Source organism: Nocardia sp. 852002-20019_SCH5090214, from assembly GCF_001665865.1.
GTDB classification, from domain to species: Bacteria; Actinomycetota; Actinomycetes; order Mycobacteriales; family Mycobacteriaceae; genus Nocardia; species Nocardia nova.
The window spans coordinates 347,424-368,271 of record NZ_LZMK01000368.1 but is presented as its reverse complement, the minus strand read 5'-3'; the positions used below and the strand labels follow the sequence as shown (position 1 = coordinate 368,271).

General features: G+C 68.0%; 18 protein-coding genes. 6 read left to right on the top strand and 12 right to left on the bottom strand.

Going from position 1 to position 20,848, the window contains the following annotated elements; all coding sequences use genetic code 11:
- Positions 1 to 22: 22 nt before the first annotated feature.
- Positions 23 to 1,642, top strand: coding sequence for a fatty-acid--CoA ligase FadD8 (gene fadD8 / locus A5780_RS30155; RefSeq protein WP_064910544.1), 1,620 nt, complete (start codon positions 23 to 25; stop codon positions 1,640 to 1,642).
- 14 nt (positions 1,643 to 1,656) lie between these two features.
- Here fadD8 and A5780_RS30150 read toward each other — a convergent pair whose 3' ends face one another.
- Positions 1,657 to 2,250 carry a helix-turn-helix domain-containing protein gene (locus tag A5780_RS30150; RefSeq protein ID WP_063015031.1) on the bottom strand — a complete coding sequence of 198 codons (594 nt, stop codon included), beginning with the start codon at positions 2,248 to 2,250 and terminating at the stop codon, positions 1,657 to 1,659.
- A 92-nt stretch (positions 2,251 to 2,342) separates the two neighbouring features.
- Here A5780_RS30150 and A5780_RS30145 point away from each other — a divergent pair, with 92 nt between their 5' ends.
- The 4 genes from A5780_RS30145 (at position 2,343) to A5780_RS30130 (ending at position 7,616) form a co-directional block, all read left to right on the top strand.
- Positions 2,343 to 3,554, top strand: coding sequence for a pyridoxal phosphate-dependent aminotransferase (locus A5780_RS30145; RefSeq protein WP_064910619.1), 1,212 nt, complete (start codon positions 2,343 to 2,345; stop codon positions 3,552 to 3,554).
- A 107-nt stretch (positions 3,555 to 3,661) separates the two neighbouring features.
- The gene (locus tag A5780_RS30140; RefSeq protein ID WP_051755651.1) at positions 3,662 to 4,075 is read left to right on the top strand and encodes a hypothetical protein; all 414 of its coding nucleotides are present in this window, start codon (positions 3,662 to 3,664) and stop codon (positions 4,073 to 4,075) included.
- Between the two features lie 296 nt (positions 4,076 to 4,371).
- Complete coding sequence (locus tag A5780_RS30135; RefSeq protein WP_369829558.1) at positions 4,372 to 6,723, top strand: sulfatase-like hydrolase/transferase; 2,352 nt, start codon at positions 4,372 to 4,374, stop codon at positions 6,721 to 6,723.
- 83 nt (positions 6,724 to 6,806) lie between these two features.
- Positions 6,807 to 7,616, top strand: a complete 810-nt coding sequence (locus tag A5780_RS30130; protein ID WP_063015025.1) for a hypothetical protein — start codon at positions 6,807 to 6,809, stop codon at positions 7,614 to 7,616.
- On the opposite strand, the gene A5780_RS30125 is transcribed toward A5780_RS30130, so the two are convergent.
- Positions 7,613 to 8,482, bottom strand: a complete 870-nt coding sequence (locus A5780_RS30125) for a hypothetical protein (protein ID WP_063015023.1) — start codon at positions 8,480 to 8,482, stop codon at positions 7,613 to 7,615. The two genes, A5780_RS30130 and A5780_RS30125, sit on opposite strands and share 4 nt — an antisense overlap.
- A 180-nt stretch (positions 8,483 to 8,662) precedes the next feature.
- On the opposite strand from A5780_RS30125, the gene A5780_RS30120 reads away from it, so the two are divergent.
- Entirely contained in the window at positions 8,663 to 9,412 is a 750-nt protein-coding gene (locus tag A5780_RS30120) for a trypsin-like serine protease (protein ID WP_063015021.1), read from the top strand.
- Here the strand turns inward: A5780_RS30120 and A5780_RS30115 are convergent, their stop codons facing one another.
- The 10 genes from A5780_RS30115 to A5780_RS30070 form a co-directional block, all read right to left on the bottom strand.
- The gene (locus A5780_RS30115) at positions 9,413 to 11,026 is read right to left on the bottom strand and encodes an FMN-binding glutamate synthase family protein (RefSeq protein ID WP_063015019.1); all 1,614 of its coding nucleotides are present in this window, start codon (positions 11,024 to 11,026) and stop codon (positions 9,413 to 9,415) included.
- 56 nt (positions 11,027 to 11,082) lie between these two features.
- Positions 11,083 to 12,132 (bottom strand): ferrochelatase, encoded by a 1,050-nt coding sequence (locus tag A5780_RS30110; RefSeq protein WP_064910542.1) that lies wholly within the window; start codon positions 12,130 to 12,132, stop codon positions 11,083 to 11,085.
- Between the two features lie 20 nt (positions 12,133 to 12,152).
- Entirely contained in the window at positions 12,153 to 12,989 is an 837-nt protein-coding gene (gene inhA / locus A5780_RS30105; protein ID WP_030514528.1) for an NADH-dependent enoyl-ACP reductase InhA, read from the bottom strand.
- 61 nt (positions 12,990 to 13,050) lie between these two features.
- Entirely contained in the window at positions 13,051 to 13,770 is a 720-nt protein-coding gene (gene fabG1, locus A5780_RS30100) for a 3-oxoacyl-ACP reductase FabG1 (RefSeq protein WP_063015016.1), read from the bottom strand.
- A gap of 57 nt (positions 13,771 to 13,827) precedes the next feature.
- Positions 13,828 to 14,832 carry a VWA domain-containing protein gene (locus A5780_RS30095; RefSeq protein WP_030514530.1) on the bottom strand — a complete coding sequence of 335 codons (1,005 nt, stop codon included), beginning with the start codon at positions 14,830 to 14,832 and terminating at the stop codon, positions 13,828 to 13,830.
- Positions 14,829 to 15,806 carry a DUF58 domain-containing protein gene (locus A5780_RS30090; RefSeq protein ID WP_063015014.1) on the bottom strand — a complete coding sequence of 326 codons (978 nt, stop codon included), beginning with the start codon at positions 15,804 to 15,806 and terminating at the stop codon, positions 14,829 to 14,831. Before A5780_RS30090 ends, A5780_RS30095 begins: the two co-directional genes overlap by 4 nt.
- A gap of 26 nt (positions 15,807 to 15,832) precedes the next feature.
- On the bottom strand, positions 15,833 to 17,002 hold the full coding sequence (locus A5780_RS30085; protein ID WP_369817546.1) for an AAA family ATPase: 1,170 nt from the start codon (positions 17,000 to 17,002) through the stop codon (positions 15,833 to 15,835).
- A 190-nt stretch (positions 17,003 to 17,192) separates the two neighbouring features.
- Complete coding sequence (mraY, locus tag A5780_RS30080; protein WP_063019638.1) at positions 17,193 to 18,269, bottom strand: phospho-N-acetylmuramoyl-pentapeptide-transferase; 1,077 nt, start codon at positions 18,267 to 18,269, stop codon at positions 17,193 to 17,195.
- 96 nt (positions 18,270 to 18,365) lie between these two features.
- Positions 18,366 to 19,784 (bottom strand): NlpC/P60 family protein, encoded by a 1,419-nt coding sequence (locus A5780_RS30075; protein ID WP_064910541.1) that lies wholly within the window; start codon positions 19,782 to 19,784, stop codon positions 18,366 to 18,368.
- Positions 19,785 to 20,189: 405 nt separating this feature from the next.
- On the bottom strand, positions 20,190 to 20,813 hold the full coding sequence (locus tag A5780_RS30070) for a DUF6676 family protein (protein WP_231983147.1): 624 nt from the start codon (positions 20,811 to 20,813) through the stop codon (positions 20,190 to 20,192).
- Between the last annotated feature and the right edge of the window lie 35 nt (positions 20,814 to 20,848).

Here is a 20,848-nt window from a genome sequence, read left to right as displayed (position 1 = left end):
GACATCACCACCAGGAGCACAGATGCCCGAAACACACACCAGCACAATCGATCCCGCGACCCTGCTGCGGCTGCCGACCCACAACGGGCACGCCCTGCTCGCCGGACTGCGGCGTCATCGGCGCGACCCGGTCATGACACTCGGCGACACCGTCCTCATCGGCGCCGACGTCATCGACGCCATCAGCCGCTACATCGCCGCGTTCGCCGCCCACGAGGTCGGGCTCGGCACCCCGAGCGCGCTGCTCGCTCTCAACCGTCCCGAGGTGCTGTTCATTCTGGGCGCCGGCCAGATCGCCGGACATCGGCGCACCGCACTGCATCCGATGGGCGGGCTCGACGACCATGTGCACGTGCTGACCGACGCCGGGATCACGAATCTCGTCATCGATCCGCAGCCGGCGTTCGTCCGGCGCGCCCGCGAACTGGCCGACCGAGTGCCCGAACTGAAGCGCATCCTCGTCCTCGGCCCGGTACCGGAGGAACTGGCCGACGTCGGCGTCGACTTGATCTCCGCCGCAGCGCAATACACTCCGGAACCGATCGAAGCGGTCGACATCCCACCGGATTTCGTCGTCTCGATCAGCTACACCGGCGGCACCACCGGCAAGCCCAAGGGCGTCATCGGCACCGCCGGGACCATGGCGACCATGACCCAGATCCAGCTCTCGGAATGGGAATGGCCGCAGCGCCCGCGATTCCTGATCTGCACGCCGCTGTCGCACGCGGGCGCCGCGTTCTTCCTGCCGGTGGTGCTGCAGGGCGGGCAATGCGTGGTTCTTCCGCGATTCGACGCGGGTGAGGTGCTGCGCGCCATCGAGGAACACCGCATCTCGGCGACCATGCTGGTGCCGTCGATGCTGTACGCACTGCTCGATCATCCCGATATCGACTCGCGCGATCTGTCCTCGCTGGAGACGATCTACTACGGCGCCTCCTCGATCGATCCGAAACGCTTGACGCAGGCCATCGCGCGATTCGGCCCCATCTTCGCCCAGTACTACGGCCAGTCCGAAGCGCCGATGGTGATCAGCTATCTGGCCAAGGACGAGCACGACGAGGCTCGGCTCAGCTCCTGCGGCCGCCCGTCAGCGGCGCTGCGCACCGGGCTGATCGGCACGGACGGACAGCGCGTGGCCCCGGGCGAGGTCGGCGAGATCTGTGTCTCCGGGCCACTGTTGGCCGGCGGATACCTGAATCTCCCGGACGTCACCGCGGAAACCTTCCGCGACGGCTGGCTGCACACCGGGGATCTGGCTCGCGAGGATCCCGACGGCTTCTGGCATATCGTCGGCCGCAGCAAGGACATGATCGTCACCGGCGGTTTCAACGTCTTTCCCCGAGAGGTGGAGGACGTCATCGCCGCCGACGCCCGCGTTCAGGGCGTAGCCGTCGTCGGCGTCGCCGATCCCCGCTGGGGCGAGGCCGTGACGGCCGCGGTCGTCTTCGACCCGGCCACCGCCGCCGATTCCGAGGCGGTGGCCGCGGCGATCGACGACATCCAGCAGGATGTCAAGCGCCGCAAGGGTTCCGTACAAGTTCCGAAACACGTCATCGTGGTCGAAGCGCTGCCGTTGACGGGGCTGGGCAAGGTCGACAAGAAGGCCGTGCAAGCCCTCGTCACCGCCGAACTCGAGCGGTAGGCAGAGACCCGGCCTTACGAGCGCTCCCCGCGCCCCGGCTCACTCACGACGTCGGCGAAACGTCGTGCGCCGGTGGCGATCTCGGTCGCCTCCGCCATATCCAGCCGGAATTCGTGGTCGGCGGCGGGTGCGGGGCCCTCGTGATGGCTGATGCCGGCGGCGCCGATGACGTAGTGCAGTGCCGTGTCGCCGATATGAACCGTGACCGTGCCGGCGGGCACGACCTCGGCGACCGCGCGTCCCAGCGGCAGCGCGAACCAGTGTGCGCGCACCGCGTCGGTGGCACGCCGCTCCCCCAGCAGCGGCGCCCCCCATTCCGACAGCGCTTGCAGCACAGGCCGCAGCGCCGCGCCGGCGGGTGTGAGCTCGTAGACGGCAGCCGCCGATCGCGACCCCACCTTGCGATGGGTGAGTATGCCGTCGCGTTCCAGATCCTTCAGCCGGGCCGCCAGAATATCGGTGCTGATGCCCGGAAGGTCGGCGAACAGATCGCTGTATCGCCGTGGCCCCGAGCACAATTCGCGAACCACCAGCAGATTCCAGCGGTCCCCGACGACTTCGAGCGCGCGGCTGACCGGGCAGTAGTGGTCATAGGTTCGGCGTGGCACATCCTCAGCCTATCTCAACACTTGGTTATTCCAAGCGAAAACTTGGAATAACCAAGTACAGTAGGCGGCCTACACGCCGGAAGGGGATGTTCATGCAGGTCAACCAGTCCAGCAAACTGATGGGAGTCTCGTACGAGATTCGCGGCCCGGTCGCCGAGCAGGCCGCGCGACTGGAAGCCGAGGGCCATCACGTCGTCAAACTCAACACCGGCAACCCGTTGCCGTTCGGCTTCGAGGCGCCCGCGGTGATCCTGCAGGACATCGTCCGCACCCTGCCCGCCTCGACCGGCTACTCGTCCTCGAAAGGTCTCTTGCCCGCGCGGCGCGCGGTGGTGCAGTACTACCAGACCCTCGGCGTCCCCGACCTCGACGTCGAGGACGTCTTTCTCGGTAACGGTGTCTCCGAGCTGATCATGATGGCGCTCACGGCGCTTCTGGAAAACGGTGACGAAGTGCTCGTTCCCGCACCGGATTTCCCGCTGTGGACGGCGGCGACGACACTCAACGGCGGCCGGCCGGTGCACTACATCTGCGACGAGGGCGCCGACTGGTATCCGGATGCGTCCGACATCTCGGCCAAGATCACCGACCGCACCCGCGCCCTCGTGCTCATCAACCCGAACAATCCCACCGGCGCCGTCTACCCGCCCGAGGTGCTGCGGGAGATCCTCGACATCGCCCGCCGCCACAATCTGGTGGTCTTCGCCGACGAGATCTACGACAAGATCTACTACGACGGCCTCACCCACACCTCGATCGCCGCGCTGGCGCCCGACCTGCTGTGCCTGACCTTCTCGGGCCTGTCCAAGGCCTATCGCTGCGCGGGCCTGCGCGGCGGCTGGCTCGTCGTCTCCGGGCCCACCGGCCACGCGGAGAACTACCTCGAGGGCCTCACCATGCTCGCGGGGCTGCGGCTGTGCGCGAATGTCCCTGCGCAGCAAGCGATTCAGGCCGCACTCGGCGGGCACCAGAGCATTCACGACCTGACGCTGCCGGGCGGGCGCCTGCGCGAACAGCGCGACCGCGCCTGGGAGGCGCTCACCGCCATCCCGGGCATCACCTGCGTGAAACCCAAGGGCGCCCTGTACGCGTTCCCGCGCATCGATTCGCGCGTCTACGCCATTCACGACGACGAACAATTCGTGCTCGATCTTCTGCTGCAGGAAAAGCTGCACATCGTGCAGGGCACCGGCTTCAACTGGCCCACTCCCGACCATTTCCGGATCACCACCCTGCCGCACGCCGACGAACTGGAGGCCATCATCGAGCGGATCGGCCGGTTCCTCTCCACCTACCGGCAATAGCCGCGTCCGCCGCACCGCCGACGATCCGGCCACCGGTGATATCCGGAATCTCGCGGAGGTTTGGGGCGAATCCCGCGCGGCATTCCGATCGCAGGAAAGGAATCACCATGATCGTCATTCTCGGGCTCGTCATTCTCATCGCCGCAGTGGTAGCCGGCGTCGTCGGTGTCGTCGTCAACACCGGCGCAAGCCATGCGGTGAACGGCAACTTCACGGCCTTCGGCTATCACTTCACCGGCTCCACCGGGACGCTGTTCCTCTACGGCATCATCGTCGGCGCGGTCGGCATGGCGGGGCTGAGCCTGCTGCTTGCCGGCACCCGCCGCAACGCCCGCCGTGCGAGCGCCGCCCGCCGGGAACTCGACGGCACCCGCCGCGACGCTCCCATCTACTACGGCCCCGCCCCTACCGCGGACGCACCGCACACCGCCTCCCAGCCGGTCGGTGGCACGCAGCCCGCCGCACCCAAGCGGGGTCTGGGCAGGATGTTCGGGCGCGGCCGGACCGTCCATCAAGCCTGATCGGGGCGGCCGGTGTCCGTGCCGCCTCTTTCTCCTTTTACCCACCTCCGGCACCCCTCCGCCCGGTACCATTTATGGGCGCACAGGGTGTGACCAGCCATATCCGGACGCCTTTCGCGAACCGGACGAGTGGCCGGCGCACGGCAGTCCCTATCGACTCTCGGCCGTTCGTACGAGTTCGAGAGTATCCAGCAGGCATCGAGGCCGCGCCCCGACGACCCACGGATGGACACGTGCGGGGGCGGCCCCGGACCGGATCGACAGTGATCCGATGACTCTCCGTCCGGAGGTGGATGGTGGCCGAGAAATTCGAAGGACATATCGCGCTCGACATTCGTGATTCCGTCGCCGACTGGAAGCCGTTCGCGGAACCGACCGCACCCCGCGGCGCGCCCAATGTGCTGTATCTGGTCTGGGACGACATCGGAATCGCCACCTGGGACTGCTACGGCGGGCTGGTCGAGATGCCGAATATGCAGCGAATCGCCGACCACGGAATCCAATTCACCCAGTTCCACACGACCGCGCTGTGCTCCCCGACGCGCGCTTCGCTGCTTACCGGTAGGAATCCGACATCCGTCGGAATGGCGACCATCGAGGAGTTCACCGACGGTTTTCCGAGTATGAGCGGCCGGATTCCCGACGACACCGCCCTGTGTTCGGAGGTCCTCACCGAGCGCGGATGGAATACCTACGCCGTCGGCAAATGGCATATGACTCCGCTCGAGGAAAACAACCTGGCGGCGTCGAAACGTCATTGGCCGCTGGGGCGCGGATTCGAGCGGTTCTACGGATTCCTCGGCGGCGAGGCCGACCAGTGGTATCCCAACCTGGTCTACGACAATCACCCGGTCACGCCGCCGTACTCGCCGGAGGACGGATATCACCTGTCGAAAGATCTGGCCGACAAGTCGATCGAGTTCATTCGCGACACCAAGGTCATCGCACCGGACAAACCGTGGTTCATGTACCTGTGTCCCGGGTGCGGTCACGCGCCCCATCATGTGCCGCGGGAATGGGCCGACAAGTACCGCGGCCGATTCGACATGGGATACGAGAAGTACCGCGAGATCGTGCTGGACAACCAGAAGCGCATGGGATTGATCCCGGAGGACACCGAACTGTCTCCGATGAACCCGTACGCGGACGCCACCGGGAGCAACGGCGAGCCCTGGCCGCTGCAGGACACGGTGCGCGCATGGGATTCGCTGTCGGAGGACGAGAAACGACTGTTCCGTCGCCAGGCGGAGGTATTCGCCGGCTTCCTGTCCTACACCGATGCCCAGATCGGGCGGGTTCTCGATTATCTCGAGGAGAGCGGGCAGCTGGACAATACGATCATCGTCGCTTTCTCCGACAACGGGGCCAGCGGTGAGGGCGGTCCGAACGGGTCGGCCAACGAGATGAAATTCTTCAACGGCTATGTCGACACGATCGAGGACAGCCTGGCCAAACTCGACGAGTTGGGGTCGCCGACCACCTACAACCACTACAGCATCGGGTGGGCGATGGCCTTCAACACCCCGTACAAGCTGTACAAACGCTACGCATCTCACGAGGGCGGCATCGCCGACGCCTGTCTGCTCTCCTGGCCGGCGGGAATCGCCGCCCGCGGCGAACTGCGCCACCACTACCTCAACGTCTGCGATATCACCCCGACGGTCTACGACCTGCTCGGCATCACTCCCCCGGACACGGTGAAGAACGTGGCGCAGCGCCCGCTGGAAGGGGTCAGCTTCCGGGCCCTGCTCGACGATCCGAACGCCGACTCCGGCAAGCACACCCAGTTCTATTCGATGCTCGGCACCCGCGGCATCTGGCACCGGGGATGGTTCGCCGACGCGGTGCACGCGGCGTGCCCCTCGGGCTGGGGGCATTTCGACAGCGACCGGTGGGAGTTGTTCCATATCGAAGAGGACCGCAGCCAGATGCACGACCTGGCCGGCACGCATCCCGAGAAGCTGGAGGAATTGAAGGCGCTGTGGTTCGCCGAGGCCGAGAAGTACAACGGTCTGCCGCTCTACGATCTCGACATCGTGTCGGTGATGCTGCGCGACCGGCCGACGTACGCCAAGACCCGGGACACCGCCGTCTACTATCCCGGCATCGCCGAGGTGGGGCCGGGGGCCGCGCTGGAGATTCGCGGCCGGTCCTTCGCCTTGCTCGCCGAGACGACCATCACCAGTCCCGGCGCCGAGGGCGTGCTGTTCGCCCACGGCGGGCGCCTCGGCGGTCACACGCTGTTCCTGCAGGACGGACATCTGTACTACGTCTACAACTTCCTCGGCGAGGAGGAACAGGTGATGGTCTCCGACCGCCCGGTGCCGCTCGGTGACCACATCCTGGGCATGCGCTACGAACGGAAGGGCACGCGGCCGGACAATTTCACCCCGACCGGGGAGGCGGTCCTCTACATCGACGAGAACCCGGTGGGTTCGCTCGACGATATGCGGACCCAGCCGACCGTGTTCTCCGGCGTCGGCGAGGGCGTCCGGGTCGGTCGCGACGGCGGCCAGTCGGTATCGCCGCGCTACCACGCGCCCTTCCCGTTCACCGGCGGAGTCATGCACCAGGTCGTCGAGGATGTGAGTGGTAAGCCGTATCTCGACCTCGAAATGGCTGCCGCCGCTGCCTTTTCGCGGGATTGAGGCTGCCCGCCGCGGCAACCCCGGCGCGCACGATAGCTGCACCAGTGCCCACGGGATTGCCGCGGCACCACTATCCTCGAACCATGTGTTCTCCCAGTGCCACGCTGACGGTGTGGGCGGGCTCGTGGCTGGCGGGCCGCAGCGCGCCCGACGACGTGCTGGACGCGTTGCGCGCCTGGTCTCCGCAGCACAGTGTCGCCGCCGGTGACCCGCTGACCGGCGGACGGACGGGACTGCCGTGGCCCTCGGCCGAGCCGTTGGAGGCCGGCACCGGAATCATGGTCCTGCTCAAGGTCATTCGCGAGGCGATGGCCGAGCCGGGGGCCCGGATGCGGCTGGTGCTGCCCGTGCCGGGCGATGCGCGCGGATTGCCGGCGGGCACCGAATTCGCCACGGCGGCAATGGATGCCGAGGAGGGCGTGATCGCCGGCGTACCCGGCGGCGAGGGTGTGGCGCTGGTGCCGCAGTGGACCGACGAGGAATCGCTGCAGTGGACGGTCTTCCACACCCCGGTTCCGGTCCCGGCACCGGATATGGCGCTCGGCGAGGCCGAATACGCGATGCGCGAGGCGGTGCGCGAGGCCGCGGAAGCCCTGATGCGGTTGCACACCACCGCGATCGGCGGCGACGACGATCCGCGCGAATTGATCGAGGCCGAATTGGCCGCCTGCTCGCGCCACATCTACCCCGACTCGGCGCCGCTGCGGGCTCGCCGCATCCTCGATTCGGCCGACCATGTGGCCGCGATCCTCACCGTGGCCCAGCAGACGGCCCCGTCCTCTCCCAGTTCGGCGAGCGCTGTACAGGCCCAGGAGACACTGCTGCGACCGCTGTGGAACGCCCTGCGCGCGGCCCGTCTGGCCGCGGTGAACGCGGCGGCCGGCCCGCGTTAGGTCGCGGCCTCGCCGGTGCGCGGCCCGGGCAGGTTCAGTTCGTAGTCGTTGTAGCGCCCGCAGACTCGCATGCCGATCCGGGCCAGGGCCGCGCGCAGCGCCTCGTCGTCGAATTCGAACACCCGCAGCACGGTGATATCGGGCATGACGGCCCGCAATTCGGCCACGACCGCACCGAACGCCGCGGTCAGCAGATCGGCGTCGGCCTCGCGGTGGGCGAACCCCTCCTCGGCGCTGATGTAGGCCTCGGCGCCACCGGCGAAGGTCGTGATCGTGGTGATCGGTTCCGTCGCCGAGCGGGCCGAGAGCACGGTCGTGAGCAGCACCCGGCCCGGCGGGTCGGCCGATTCGGCGAGGGTGTGCACCAGCCGCCGCAGGGGCGCGGTGGTGTCCGGTGCGGGCGGCCGGGTGAGATCCAGCTCCCACAGCCGCGCGTATTCGTCGACCCGCCGCGCTCCCAGTTCGACGGCCGCCCGGCCCGAGGGCCCGATATCGGTGCCCTGCCAGCGCAACACCCGGTATCCGCCGGCGGTGGCCCGGCGCACGGCCTCGGCGGTCAGGCGGCAGACCATCTCGGTTTCCGCCGCCTGCGGTTCGGACTCGTCGGCGCGGCCCAGATGCAGCGAATGCACGAGGCGCTGCGCGGACACCGCCTGCACCCACGCCTCGCCCAGCCCGGCATCGCGCAATTCCGCCCAGCCCAGCAGCTCACCGCCACCGCGGGCCGCGATCACGCCCAGCAGATCGGCGGTGCCGTCGGCGACGGACATATCTTCGAGCAGGGGCAACCCGGTGCGGCCCGCCAGTTCGGCGGCCAGCCGCAAACCCGTTCCCGGATGCTGGTCCCACTCCAGCGCGATGTCCACCTCCGCACAATAGCGGTGAATTAGCTGATCGCAGGCCAGTTACCGCGCGAAACGTCGGCGACCGGCCAGACGAGCTCAGAGCTTGCGCACCACCGTCTCCCCCTCGGCGAATTCGCTCCACCTCGTCATGGTCGTACGGTAGAACTTTCGGCGGGCAGGTCATACAGCATCGAGGTGGTCATGAAGATTTCCCCGCGCCGGGCGGCGGGCGCCGTCGCCGCCGCGCTCGCCTGCGCTCTGGTGCCGACGACGGCGGCGCAGGCCGTGGTCGGCGGTGTCCCGGTCAGCGCCGCCGACTATCCGTGGCTCGCGGCCATCGGCACGCCCGCCTATGCGACGAGGCCGGGCGGTCAGTTCTGCGCCGGTGCCCTGATCGCCCCGGACCGGGTACTCACCGCCGCGCACTGCGGCGCCCTGGCCCACATGCTGCCGGGGACGACGGTGACCTTCGGCCGCACCGATGTCGCCGGGCACGGCGGGGTCACCGTCGGAATCGCCGATGTCCGGATCGACCCGGCTTTCCGGGTCTCGCTGTTCGGCACGGATCTGAGCTATCACCACGGTGTCGCCGTCCTGGTGCTCAGCGCACCGGTCGCCCTGCCGACCGTGGCCGTCGCGGCGCCACAGGGAGCTACGGCGACGGTGGTCGGCTGGGGCGCCACCTCCGAGGACGACCAGTCCAACAGCGTGCTGCGAGCGGCGACGGTGCCGCTGGTGTCCGATGCGGCCTGCGCGGTCGCCTACGGCGCCGAATTCGATCCGGGCGAGGCGCTGTGCGCGGGCTCCCCCGCCGCCGACACCGCTGAATTCGACAGCGGCGGACCACTGTTGATCGACGGCAAGGTCGCCGGCGTCACCTCGTGGGGTAAGGGTTCGGCCGAACCCGGATTTCCCGGTGTGTACGCGCGGGTGCCCGCCCTCGACTTCTGATCACCGCGCCCGGACCGGCTGGGCCGGCGCGACCGGACGGAACGAATCCGGGTCGGCGGCCTCCCAATCGGCGCGCCAGCTCGCCGGCGGATGGACGAGCAGCTCCCCGGGCGCCAGCCATTCGTACAGTTCGGCGTACGACCGGATCTCGTTGGGCGCCACCTTCTTCCGCAGCATATGGGTATCCAGTTCGGCGGGGTCGTGCACACCCATCGAGGCCATCATCTGCATCGCCTGGCGCACCGTGGCCTCCTGATACCGCTGCACCCGCTCGGCCTTGTCGGCGACGTCGAGGGCACGCGCTCGCCGCGGATCCTGGGTCGCGACGCCGACCGGGCACTGATTGGTGTGGCAACGCTGGGACTGGATGCATCCGACCGCCATCATCATCGCCCGCGCGGCATTGGTGAAGTCCGCGCCCTGCACCAATCGCTTGACGATATCGGTGCCGGTGGCCACCTTTCCGCTGGCGCCCAGCCGGATCCGGTCCCGCAGACCGGTTCCGACGAGTGCGTTGTGCACGGTCATCAGACCGTCGGTCAGCGGCAGGCCGACATGGTCCTCGTATTCCAGCGGCGCGGCCGCCGTACCGCCTTCGGCGCCGTCGACGACGATGAAATCGGGTGCGGTGCCCTCGGCGATCATCGCCTTGCAGATCGCGAGGACATCCGTGCGCGAACCGACGCACAGCTTGAACCCGACGGGCTTGCCGCCGGACAGTTCACGCAGGCGGACGAGGAAGCGAATCAATTCGCGCGGGGTGTGGAATTCCGAATGCGAAGGCGGGCTGACACATTTCTCGTGTGCCGGCACCCCGCGATAGCGGGCGATCTCCTCGCTCACCTTCGCGGCCGGCAGCACCCCGCCGAGTCCAGGTTTCGCGCCCTGGCTCAATTTCACCGAGATCGCCTTCACCTGTTCGTAGCCGGCCTTCTCGGCGAACTGGTCCGGATCGAAGCGACCGTCGCGGGTGCGGGTGCCGAAGTACGCCGATCCGATCTCCCACACCAGATCCGCACCGCCCTCCAGATGGAACGGAGTCAGCCCGCCCTCACCGGTGTCGTGGGCGAAACCGCCGCGGGCGGCGCCGATGTTCAACGCGCGCAGCGCATTCCCCGACAGTGCGCCGAAGCTCATCGCCGAGACGTTCAGCAGCGACATGGCATAGGGTTGCCGGCAGTCCGGGCCGCCGATCAGCACGCGCGGGGCCTGCTCCGGCTCGGGAAGCGCGGCCACCGAATGGACGAGGAATTCGTATCCGACCGCTTCGATATCGCGCTCGGTGCCGTAGGACAGTTCGCCGTGAATTCCCTTGGCGCGCTCGTAGATCATTGTCCGCACGTCGCGGTCGAAGGGGCGGCCGTCGAAATTCCGCTCGATGAAGTACTGCTGCAGTTCGGGCCGGATACTTTCGAGCAGGTAGCGCATATGCCCCAGCAAGGGATAGTTGCGCAGGATCGAATGCCGGCGCTGCGCCAGATCGTAGGCGCCGACCAGAACGAGCGATCCCGCTGCGACGGCGAGTATCCACCAGGCCCACGAACCGATCGCCGCGATCACGCCCAGGACGACCACCGCCACCGTGAGCAGACCGAAGAGGAAGAACCGCGTCATCGCCCCACCGCCACCTTTCGCACGTTCATACCGAGGGCATACCCGCTCGGCGGCGGTTACTTTCGGCGACGCACGGGTTCACAGCATCCGGGTGCGCAGATCGCCCCGTTACGGGTGCAACCGTACCCGGGCACCGCGCCCAGGCGCCGTGGCTCGTTCACGCCGAGATGTTCGCCGACCAGTTCGGCGACCATCCGGGCGAAGCGCGGATCCGGGCCGGGGGTGGCGGCGCGGGCGAAAGCCATACCGAGTTCGGCGGCCTTCTCGGCGGCCTCGTTGTCCAGGTCCCAGACGACCTCGAGGTGATCGGAGACGAATCCGACCGGGCACACCACGACGGCCTCGACACCCTTGCCGGACAGCGCTTCCAGATGATCGACGATATCGGGCTCCAGCCACGGCACCTGCGGCGGTCCGGACCGCGACTGCCACACGACGTCGAAGTCGTCGAAACCCGTTGCCGCGGCGCACAATCGGGCCGCCTCGGCGACCTGGCGGCTGTAGAGGTGACCACCGTCGGCGGGCGGTCCGGCCGCGACGTCGGCGGCGACCGGGATCGAATGGGCGGTGAACACCAGCCGGGCCCGATCGCGCACTTCGGCCGGCAGGTCCGCCACCGCCGCGCGCACGGCGTCGGCGAAGGAGTCGATCAGCAGCGGATGATCGAAGTACTGCCGCAGCTTGGTCAGTTCCGGCGCCCCGTCGACGGCCGCGCGGGCACGCTCGATGTCCTCGTCGTACTGGCGGCAACCGGAGTAGCCGCCCCACGCCGAGGTCGGGAACACCAGGGCGTGGCCGATGCCGTCGGCGCGCATGGTCGCGACGGTCTCCTCGACCATCGGATACCAGTTGCGGTTTCCGAAGTACACCGGCAGATCCACTGCCCGCGCGGCGAATTCGGCCTCGATCGCGGCGATCAGCTCGCGGTTGAGCGCGTTGATCGGCGAGACGCCACCGAAGTGCAGGTAGTGCTGGGCCACCTCGTCGAGGCGTTCCCGCGGTACGCCCCTGCCCCGAGTGACGTTCTCCAGGAACGGCATCACGTCCTCGGGGCGTTCGGGACCGCCGAAGGACAGCAGGAGCAGTGCGTCGACGGTCCCGGTCACGGCTGATTACCTCCAGGCTCTCAGTTGGCCGACCAGTTCTCCGGGAACCAGGTGTTGTGGCTGGCGCCGCCGTCGACGTAGATGATCGAACCGGTGGTGCCGGGCAGCCAGTCCGAGAGCAGGGTGACGATCGACTTGGCGACCACGGTCGGATCGTCGACGTCCCAGCCGATCGGCGAGGCACCGTCCCAGTAGGTGTTGAGCATGTTCAGCTGCTTGGCATCGTCGGTGGCGGTGCCGGCGATCGCCTTGGCGGCGAGGGTTTTGATCGGGCCCGCGGCGACCAGGTTGGAGCGAACCCGCTTGGCCTCGCCCACCTCTCGCGCCACGTAGCGGTTCACCGACTCCAGCGCGGCCTTCGCCACACCCATCCAGTTGTAGAACGGCATCGCGGTGCGCGGGTCGAAGTCCATGCCCACGATCGAGCCGCCCTCGTTCATCGCGGGCAGCACCGCGCGCGCCAGCGATGCGTAGCTCCACGCGGAGATCTCGAACGCCTTGGCGGCGTCGGCGCCCGGCCCGTCGAGGAACGGCAGCGCGTCGGGGCCCATCAGGGTGCGCGGGGCGAAGGCGATGGAGTGCAGCACGCCGTCGATGCCTTCGGGCGCGAGTTCGCGCACCTTGTCGGCGAGACCGGCCAGGTCCTCCTCGTTGGTGACGTCGAGGCCGATCGCGGGCGCGATTTCCTGGGGCAGGCGCTTGGCGATGCGGTCGATCAGGCGCAGCCGCTCGGGGATACCGGTGATGATCACCTTCGCGCCCTGCTCCTGAGCCACCTTGGCGGCGTGGAAGGCGATCGACGAATCGGTGATGATGCCGGTGATCAGGACGGTTTTACCGTCCAGGATTCCGCTCATGGGTGGTGAATTCTCCTCGGGGAAACTCGGATGGGAAGTCGACAGGCTCGGGGCCGCTGGCTCAGTGGCCCATGCCCATGCCGCCGTCGACCGGCAGGATCGCACCGCTGATGTAGGACGCGTCGTCGGAGGCCAGGAAGCTGATCGCCGCCGCGACTTCCTCGGGCTGGCCGATGCGGCCCGCGGGAATGACCTTCAGCGCCATCTCGCGCATGTCCTCGGTCATCTCTTCCCGAGTCATATCGGTGTCGATGAAACCGGGCGCCACCACATTGGCGGTGATGTTGCGTGAGCCGATCTCGCGGGTGATCGCGCGCGCCATGCCGACCAGTCCGGCCTTGGCCGCCGCGTAGTTCACCTGGCCGGGGCCGCCCATCTGGCCCACGACCGAGCCCAGGAAGATGATGCGGCCGAAGCGGGCCCGCAGCATCGCCCGGTTGGCGCGCTTGGCGCAGCGCCACGCGCCGGTGAGGTTGGCGTCGATGACCCGGGTGAACTGCTCCTCGCTCATCCGCATGAGCAGGGTGTTGTCGACGATGCCGGCGTTGGCCACCAGCACCTCGACCGCGCCCTGCTTGGCCTCGATCTCGCTGAAGGCCGAATCGATCGAATCCGAGTCCGTCACATCGCATTTCACGCCCAGAAGACCTTCCGGCGCGCCCGATCCACGATGGGTGACGGCAACCTTGTGCCCGTCGGCGGCCAGCCGCTGGGCCACCGCGAGACCGATACCGCGGTTGCCACCGGTCACCAGGACCGATCGGGAAGTGAAGTTCGACATGAATGTCAACCTATCTGTTCGAGTTCGACTGTCGTGGCCGGGTTGCGCGGTACCCGTTTATGGCAGGCGTTGACGATAGACCAAACCGCTCACCACACCCGCAGCGGTCAGCAGCAGACCCAGCAGCAACCACGGCCGGCTGGCATCACCCATCTGCATCTCGTAGCCGATCTGCTTGTCCAGGGTGTCGTAGACGGCGCTGAGTTCTTCCAGCGTGGAGGCGGTGTAGAAGTCTCCGCCGGAGATCTTGGCGATCTCGCGCAAGGAGTCGTCGTCGACCGGTACCCGGACGCGCTGGGAGCCCTTGCCGTCCTGATCCGGGATCTCGACCGAACCCCACGTGGTGCCGAAGGAAATGGTCGAGACCGGGACGCCCTTCTGCTTGGCGACCCGCGCCGCGACGAAGCCGTGGCGGGGATTGTCGACGTCCTTGTCGTCGGGCACGGTCTGCTTGCCGTCGGACATCAGCACGATCCGCGCCGGGGGCGGCGTCTGCGCCCCGCCCAGGACCGAGGCGAGCGTATCGATGGCCTGCAGGGCGCTGAAGATGCCCTCACCGGTGGCGGTCCGTTCGGCGAGCTTCATATTGTTGATCGCCGCCTTCATCGCCTCCCGGTTGGTCGTCGGGGAGACCTGAACCGACGCGGTACCGGCGAAGGTCACCAAGCCCAGGTTGATGCCCGGCGTGAGACCGTCCACGAAATCGGTCGCGGCCTTCTTCGCGACCTGGATCCGCGACGGCGGCACATCGGTGGCCTCCATCGACAGCGACACGTCGATCACCAGCATGACCGTGGCCCGGTTGCGCGGCACCTTCTTGGCCGCCTGCGGACCCGCCGCGGCGACCGTCAGCAGGGCCAGGCCCACCAGCATCAGCGCCACCGGCGCATGCCGCCAGTTACTGGGACGTTTGGGCGCCACGCGTTCGAGGGTCTCCATATTGGAGAACCGCAGCATGTGCCGTTTGCGACGCCGCTGGACGAGCACGTAGAGCAGCGCGATCGCGACGACGACGATGAGGAACGCCAGCCAGATCGCGGACGTGAAATGCGAAATACTCACTGTCGGGGAACCCGCCCGGTCGGGGCGCCGAAGGTGTGGCGCCGAGTGGACACGAAACGGACCACGTCGGCGATCCAGTCACGATCGGTGCGCAGCGTCATCACCGGCGCGCCGCAGCTGCGCAGCGCCGCCTCGACCTGTTCGCGATGCTGCTGGGCAGCACGTCCGAAATCGGCGCGCAGGGTTGGAGTGACGGTGAATTCGCGGGTGCGGCCGGTTTCGGGATCGTGGAGCACCACGTCACCGACGTCGGGAAGGTCCAGATCCAGCGGATCCAGGATCTCCACACCGAGCAGATCGTGACGGCCGGAGATCGCGCGCAGCGAACGCTGCCAGTCGATCTCGCCGAGGAAGTCCGAAATGACAACGGCCAGACCGCGTTTGCGCTGCGGCCGGCGCAGCGACTCGATGGCGCCGCGCAGATCGCCGCGCACGCCGTCGCTCGCATGGGGGGTGGTGGCGATGCTGCGCAGCAGCGACTGGGCGTGCACCCGGCCGGTGCGGGCCGGAATCCGGTACAGCCGTTCGCCGTTGGCGACGACCGCGCCGATCCGGTTACCGCCGCCACTGGTCAGATGCGTCACCGCGGCGGCCGCCGCGACCACCAGATCGCGCTTCTGGCAGAGCGCGGTGCCGAAGTCCAGACTGGCCGACAGGTCGACCACCAGCCAGGTCTCGAGCTCCCGGTCGGCGATCATCTGCCGCACGTGCGGATGGGTGGTGCGCGCGGTGACCGACCAATCCATCTGGCGCACATCGTCACCCGGCTGATACATCCGCGCGTCCCCGGGCTCGGACCCGGGGCCCGGGATCAGGCCGAGATGATCGCCGTGCAGGACGCCGTCGAGGCGGCGGCGCACCGTCAGCTCGAGGGTTTTCAACGCCGCCGACAATCGCGGATCACGCAGATCTCCGGACCGGAACGACGGCGGCGCGCTGTCGTGGTGAGCGGGGACGTGAGCTGAGTTCGTCACTGGCGCAACCGAATCCGATGCCCCGCTCACTGGCGCTGCGGCTGCCCGGCGCCCTGACCGTTCTGCGGCTGACCGGCCGGATGCGGGGCCATGGGCTGCGGCGCGGCAGCCTGCGGGCCCGGGGCCGGCATCGGCGCCGGGCCGCCGGGGGCGGGTGCGTTGGCCTGGGTGGCGACCTGCGGCAGGCCGACGGTCTGCAGCACCCGGCGGATCACGTCGTCGGGGCTGACCTCGTCGGCGAGCGCGTCGTAGGACAGCACGAGGCGGTGGCGCAGCACATCCGGAACGACCTCGACCACATCCTGCGGCACCACGTAATCGCGGCCGCGGATCAGCGCGACCGCGCGGGCGGCGGCGATGATGCCGAGGCTGGCACGCGGCGAGGCACCGTAGGCGATCCAGCCCGCGACGTCCTCGAGCCCGAATTCGGCCGGTTTGCGGGTCGCGGCGATGACGCGCACGACGTAGTCGACCAGGGCGTGGTGGACGAAGGTGTTCGCGGCCAGCTTCTGCAGCCGGATCAGTTCGGCCGGCTCCAGGATCTGCTTGGGCTCCGGCGGGGTCACACCCATCCGGTAGATGATCTCGCGCTCCTCTTCGACCGTCGGATAGTCGACGACGACCTTGAACAGGAAGCGGTCGCGCTGCGCCTCGGGCAGCGGGTACACACCCTCGCTCTCGATCGGGTTCTGGGTCGCCATGACCAGGAACGGATCGGGCATCGGGTAGGTCTTGCCGCCGATCGACACGTGCCGTTCGGCCATGACCTCGAGCAGTGCCGACTGCACCTTCGCGGGCGCGCGGTTGATCTCGTCGGCGAGGACGAAGTTGGCGACGACCGGACCCAGTTCGGTGTCGAACTCCTCGCGTCCCTGCCGGTAGATGCGGGTACCGATGAGATCGGTGGGCACCAGGTCGGGGGTGAACTGCACGCGCGAGAAGCTGCCGCCGACCACCCTCGCGAAGGTCTCCACCGCCAGCGTCTTGGCGATGCCGGGCACACCCTCGAGCAGCACGTGCCCGCGAGCCAGAACGCCGACGAGCAGCCGCTCGACCAACCGGTCCTGACCGACGATGACCCGTTTGACTTCGTAGATCGCCTTCTCCAGGGTCGCGACGTCACGCTCCAAAGTGCCCGAGGCGGCCTCCGCCTGCTTCACCGCACTCCCAGCGCTCACATCGTCCGTCGAAGTCACCAAACTCCCCGCTTTCGCTTCGGTCTCCATGCGTGCCGCCCCAACTATTCCAGGTATCGAGCAAGATTGCCGCAACTGGGCTCGCACAATGTCGCGGGCCAGGCCTCCCGGGCGGCTCGGAAGGCGCTCGACGGTGTCCGGAATGCGCCGATTCCGAATTGCCGTGTCGCAGCCGGTCGCCGCGGCGGTTTCAGCCCACCGCGGCCAGATATTCGGCGTAGAACAGGGCCAGCCCGACCGCCGCCGCGATGCCCGCGAGCAGCCAGAATCTGATGATCACCGTGGTTTCGGGCCAGCCGCCGAGTTCGAAATGGTGGTGGAACGGCGCCATCTTGAACAACCGGTTGCGAGTGGTGCGGAAAACCGCGATCTGCAACGCCACGGACAGAATTTCGGCGAAGAACAACGCGCCCACGACCACCATCAGCAATTCGGTGCGGGTGGTGATCGAGATTCCGGCCAGCAGCCCGCCCAGGGCCAGCGACCCGGTATCGCCCATGAAGATCTTGGCCGGATTGGCATTCCACCACAGGAATCCGATGCAGGCCGCGCCACCGGCCGCGCAGACCACGGCCAGATCCAGCGGGTCACGCACGCTGTAGCAGCCCGGAAGCGCGTGGGCGGCACAGGAATTGGTGTACTGCCAGAACGTCACGATGACGTAGGCCCCGAGCGCGAAACCCATCGATCCCGCGGCCAGCCCGTCCAGCCCGTCGGTGATGTTCACCGCATTGGACCAGGCGACGACCACGAAGCACACCGCCAGCAGGAAGACCACCAGCGGAAAGGCCACCGTGGGCCAGTCCCGCACGTAGGACACCTGCCGGCCGGCCGGGGTGAGCCCGGTGCTGCCGGGAAAGCGCAGTGCGAGGATTCCGAACACCACGGCAGCGCCGATCTGGCCGATGTACTTGCCCGTCGCGGTCAGGCCCAGATTGCGGTGCTTGCGGATCTTGATGAAATCGTCGAGGAACCCGACGAACCCCAGCGCGCTGGCCAGGCCGAGCACCAGCAGCCCGGAGGCCGAGGGCCCGTCGGCGTCGTAGCGCAGGCCGATCAGGTGCGAGCCCAGGTATCCGGCCCACAGCCCGGCCACGATGGCGATGCCACCCATGGTGGGAGTGCCACGTTTGGCCTGATGACTCTGCGGTCCCTCGACGCGGATCTGCTGGCCGAGATTCCGGCGTGCGAACAACCTGATCAGCAACGGCGTCACGGTGATCGAGACCGCGAGTGCGATCGCCGCCGAGAACAGGATCTGCCTCATCAATACCCCAACTACTGCCGAACTCTCGGCTCGTGCCGAACGGACCGGCACGATGTGTGCCGATTCGCATGGTAGCCAAGATCATTCGGAGGTGCGTCAGGTGATCAGGCGAACGGCGTACGGCATGATGCCGCCCTCGCGCACCGACGAAATCTTCACGACGTCACCGGATTCGGGCGCCTCGATCATTTTGCCGTCGCCCAGGTACAGCGCGACGTGCTCACTGCCGTTGGCGCCCCAGAACAGCATGTCCCCGCGCTCGCGCTGGGCGACCTTGACCCGGGTGCCCATCGTGTACTGGTAGCCGCTGTAATGCGGCAGGGAGATGCCGACACCGGCGAAGGCGTAGATCATCAGGCCGGAGCAGTCGAAGCCCACCTTGTTGTAGTCGCCGTAGGAATCGGCCACACCGCCGTCGTGGATGCCCTTGGTGGGGCCGTCCTCGTCGCCACCGCCCCAGGCATAGGTCACGCCGAGCTGCGACATCGCACGGTCGACGACCGTCTCGATCAGTTCGGAGCGGCTGCCGCTGGGCCGGCTGGGGGTCGACATCGATCGGCGCGGCGGCGGCGCGTTGTCCAGCTGGGTGTGCGGCCGCTTGCCCGCGCCGAGTTCGGCCGCGCGGTCTTGGGCGGCCTGATCGGCGGCGGCGCGTGCGGCGGCAGCGGTCGCGGCGGCCTGGGCGGCGGCGACCTCGGCCCGGCGCTGACGATCCCAGGCCAGGTAGGCGTCGCGCTGGCCCTGCAGTCCGGTCACGGTGGCCCGGGCCTGGTCGAGCTGCTGCTGGGCCGAATCGCGCTGGGCCATCAGGGCATCGCGCTTCTGCGCCTGCTCGTCGAGAGCGGCCTTGGCGGCGGCGACCGCGGCTTGGGCCTGCTCGCGCTTCTGATCGGCCGCTGCCGCGGCCGTGTCGGCGGCCTTCTTGGCCTGACGGGCCGCGGAATCCTTGTTGGCCTGTTCGACCTGTGCGCGGCGCAGGCCGTCGATGGCGGCCTGCTGATTCTTCGACGCCATGCCGAGCAGATCGGCGCGGTCGAGCGCGGAGGCCGGATCGGAGCCGGCGAGATAGTTCACCATCGACGTCGAACCCGGGTGGGTGTAGGCGTCGACGGCGAATTCGTCGAACTTGCCCTGGGCCTGATCGAGCTGAGCTCCGGCGGACTGCAGGTCGCGCTGGGTGGCGGCCACCGTGGCCGCGGCCGCGTCGGCGGCGTCGCGGGCGTTCTGGAGATCGACCAGCGCCTTGTTCACGGCTTCCCGCTTGCCGGCGACCTCGGTGTCGAGCTGGGCGAGCTGCTGGTCGGCGGTGGCGACCTGATTGATCAGACCGCTGACCTGATTCACTCCCGCATCGACCTGCGCGCCCGCCGCGGCGATATCGCCGTCACTCGGATTCGGAGGTGGCGGGGGCACCGCGGCCACCAGCGGAGCGGTCACCGTCAGAGCGATCCCACATAAGAGCAACCCCACAGCGATCTTTGCGGCACCCCCGGACCGCCTCGCCGATATTCGCATAACACCTCCCTGATCCCGCTGCGGCTCCCGGCGAGCACCAGATTCGCCAGGACTGCGCTGGGCGACCGATCGAGGCGTCGCCGCACGAGCACCAACGGTCCATCTGCCCTCGAGGGACGCTGGAGGCCCATGTGACACTTCTTCCCCAAGAGTGTCACCTCGAAACCGTACGACACTTCTTTCACAGAGGAAACATCGGACGACAAATCACAGGGGAGTAATTTCCGGTTTGCTGAAAATTTGCTAACCGTGAATAGGGGTTCCGGGGACGAATCAAACCGGTCGTTCAGTTTCGTCCCGCGAATCGAGACGTATCCCTCGAATCGGGCATGACGCCGAGGTGGTGGCTAGTTTCCGGCGATCATCCGGCATCGGTTCGCGACACGCCGATGGCCGCCGGAACGCCTACCGGGACGACACCGGCGGATTCGGCGCGGCGTCGGCCGCCACCGCGGCCCGCTCGCGCGCCGCGCGGCGGGACTTCAGGTAGTACAGGCCACCGATGATCAGCACGGTGCCCGCCAGCAGAACGCCGGTGATCGCCGTCCACGACACCTTCTCCGGCGTCTCCAGCCGGTCGACGAAGATCTGCGCGGCGGTCGCGGTGTGCCCGCCCTGATATTTGGCCTTGTCCTCGGCCCACTCCAGCCGCGCGCGGTTGATGGAATCGCTGTAGGTGCCGATCCAGTCGTCGCTGAACACCACGACAGTGCCGTGCTCACTCTTGCCGAGGGTGGTCGCCAGGTCGCGCAGATCCGAATCGCGGCCCGGATTTCCCTTCACGACCACGATGTTCAACTCGATGCCGTGCGCACGGGCCTGATCCGCGATCTCGGCGAGCTTGTCCTGATCCTTGGCGGGCGGCGCGGCTACGTGGTTGTCGGCCAGATCCAGCACGATGGCGTCGACGTCGGTATCCGGCGGTAGCTCCGCGGCCATAGGGGTGAAAACCGAGGCATACGAGACGGTCATCTTCCATCCGGTCTTGTCGAGCCGCCGACTCCAGCGACGGACGTCCAACACATTCACGAGATCAACACACACACCTGGCCGGCACACCGGAG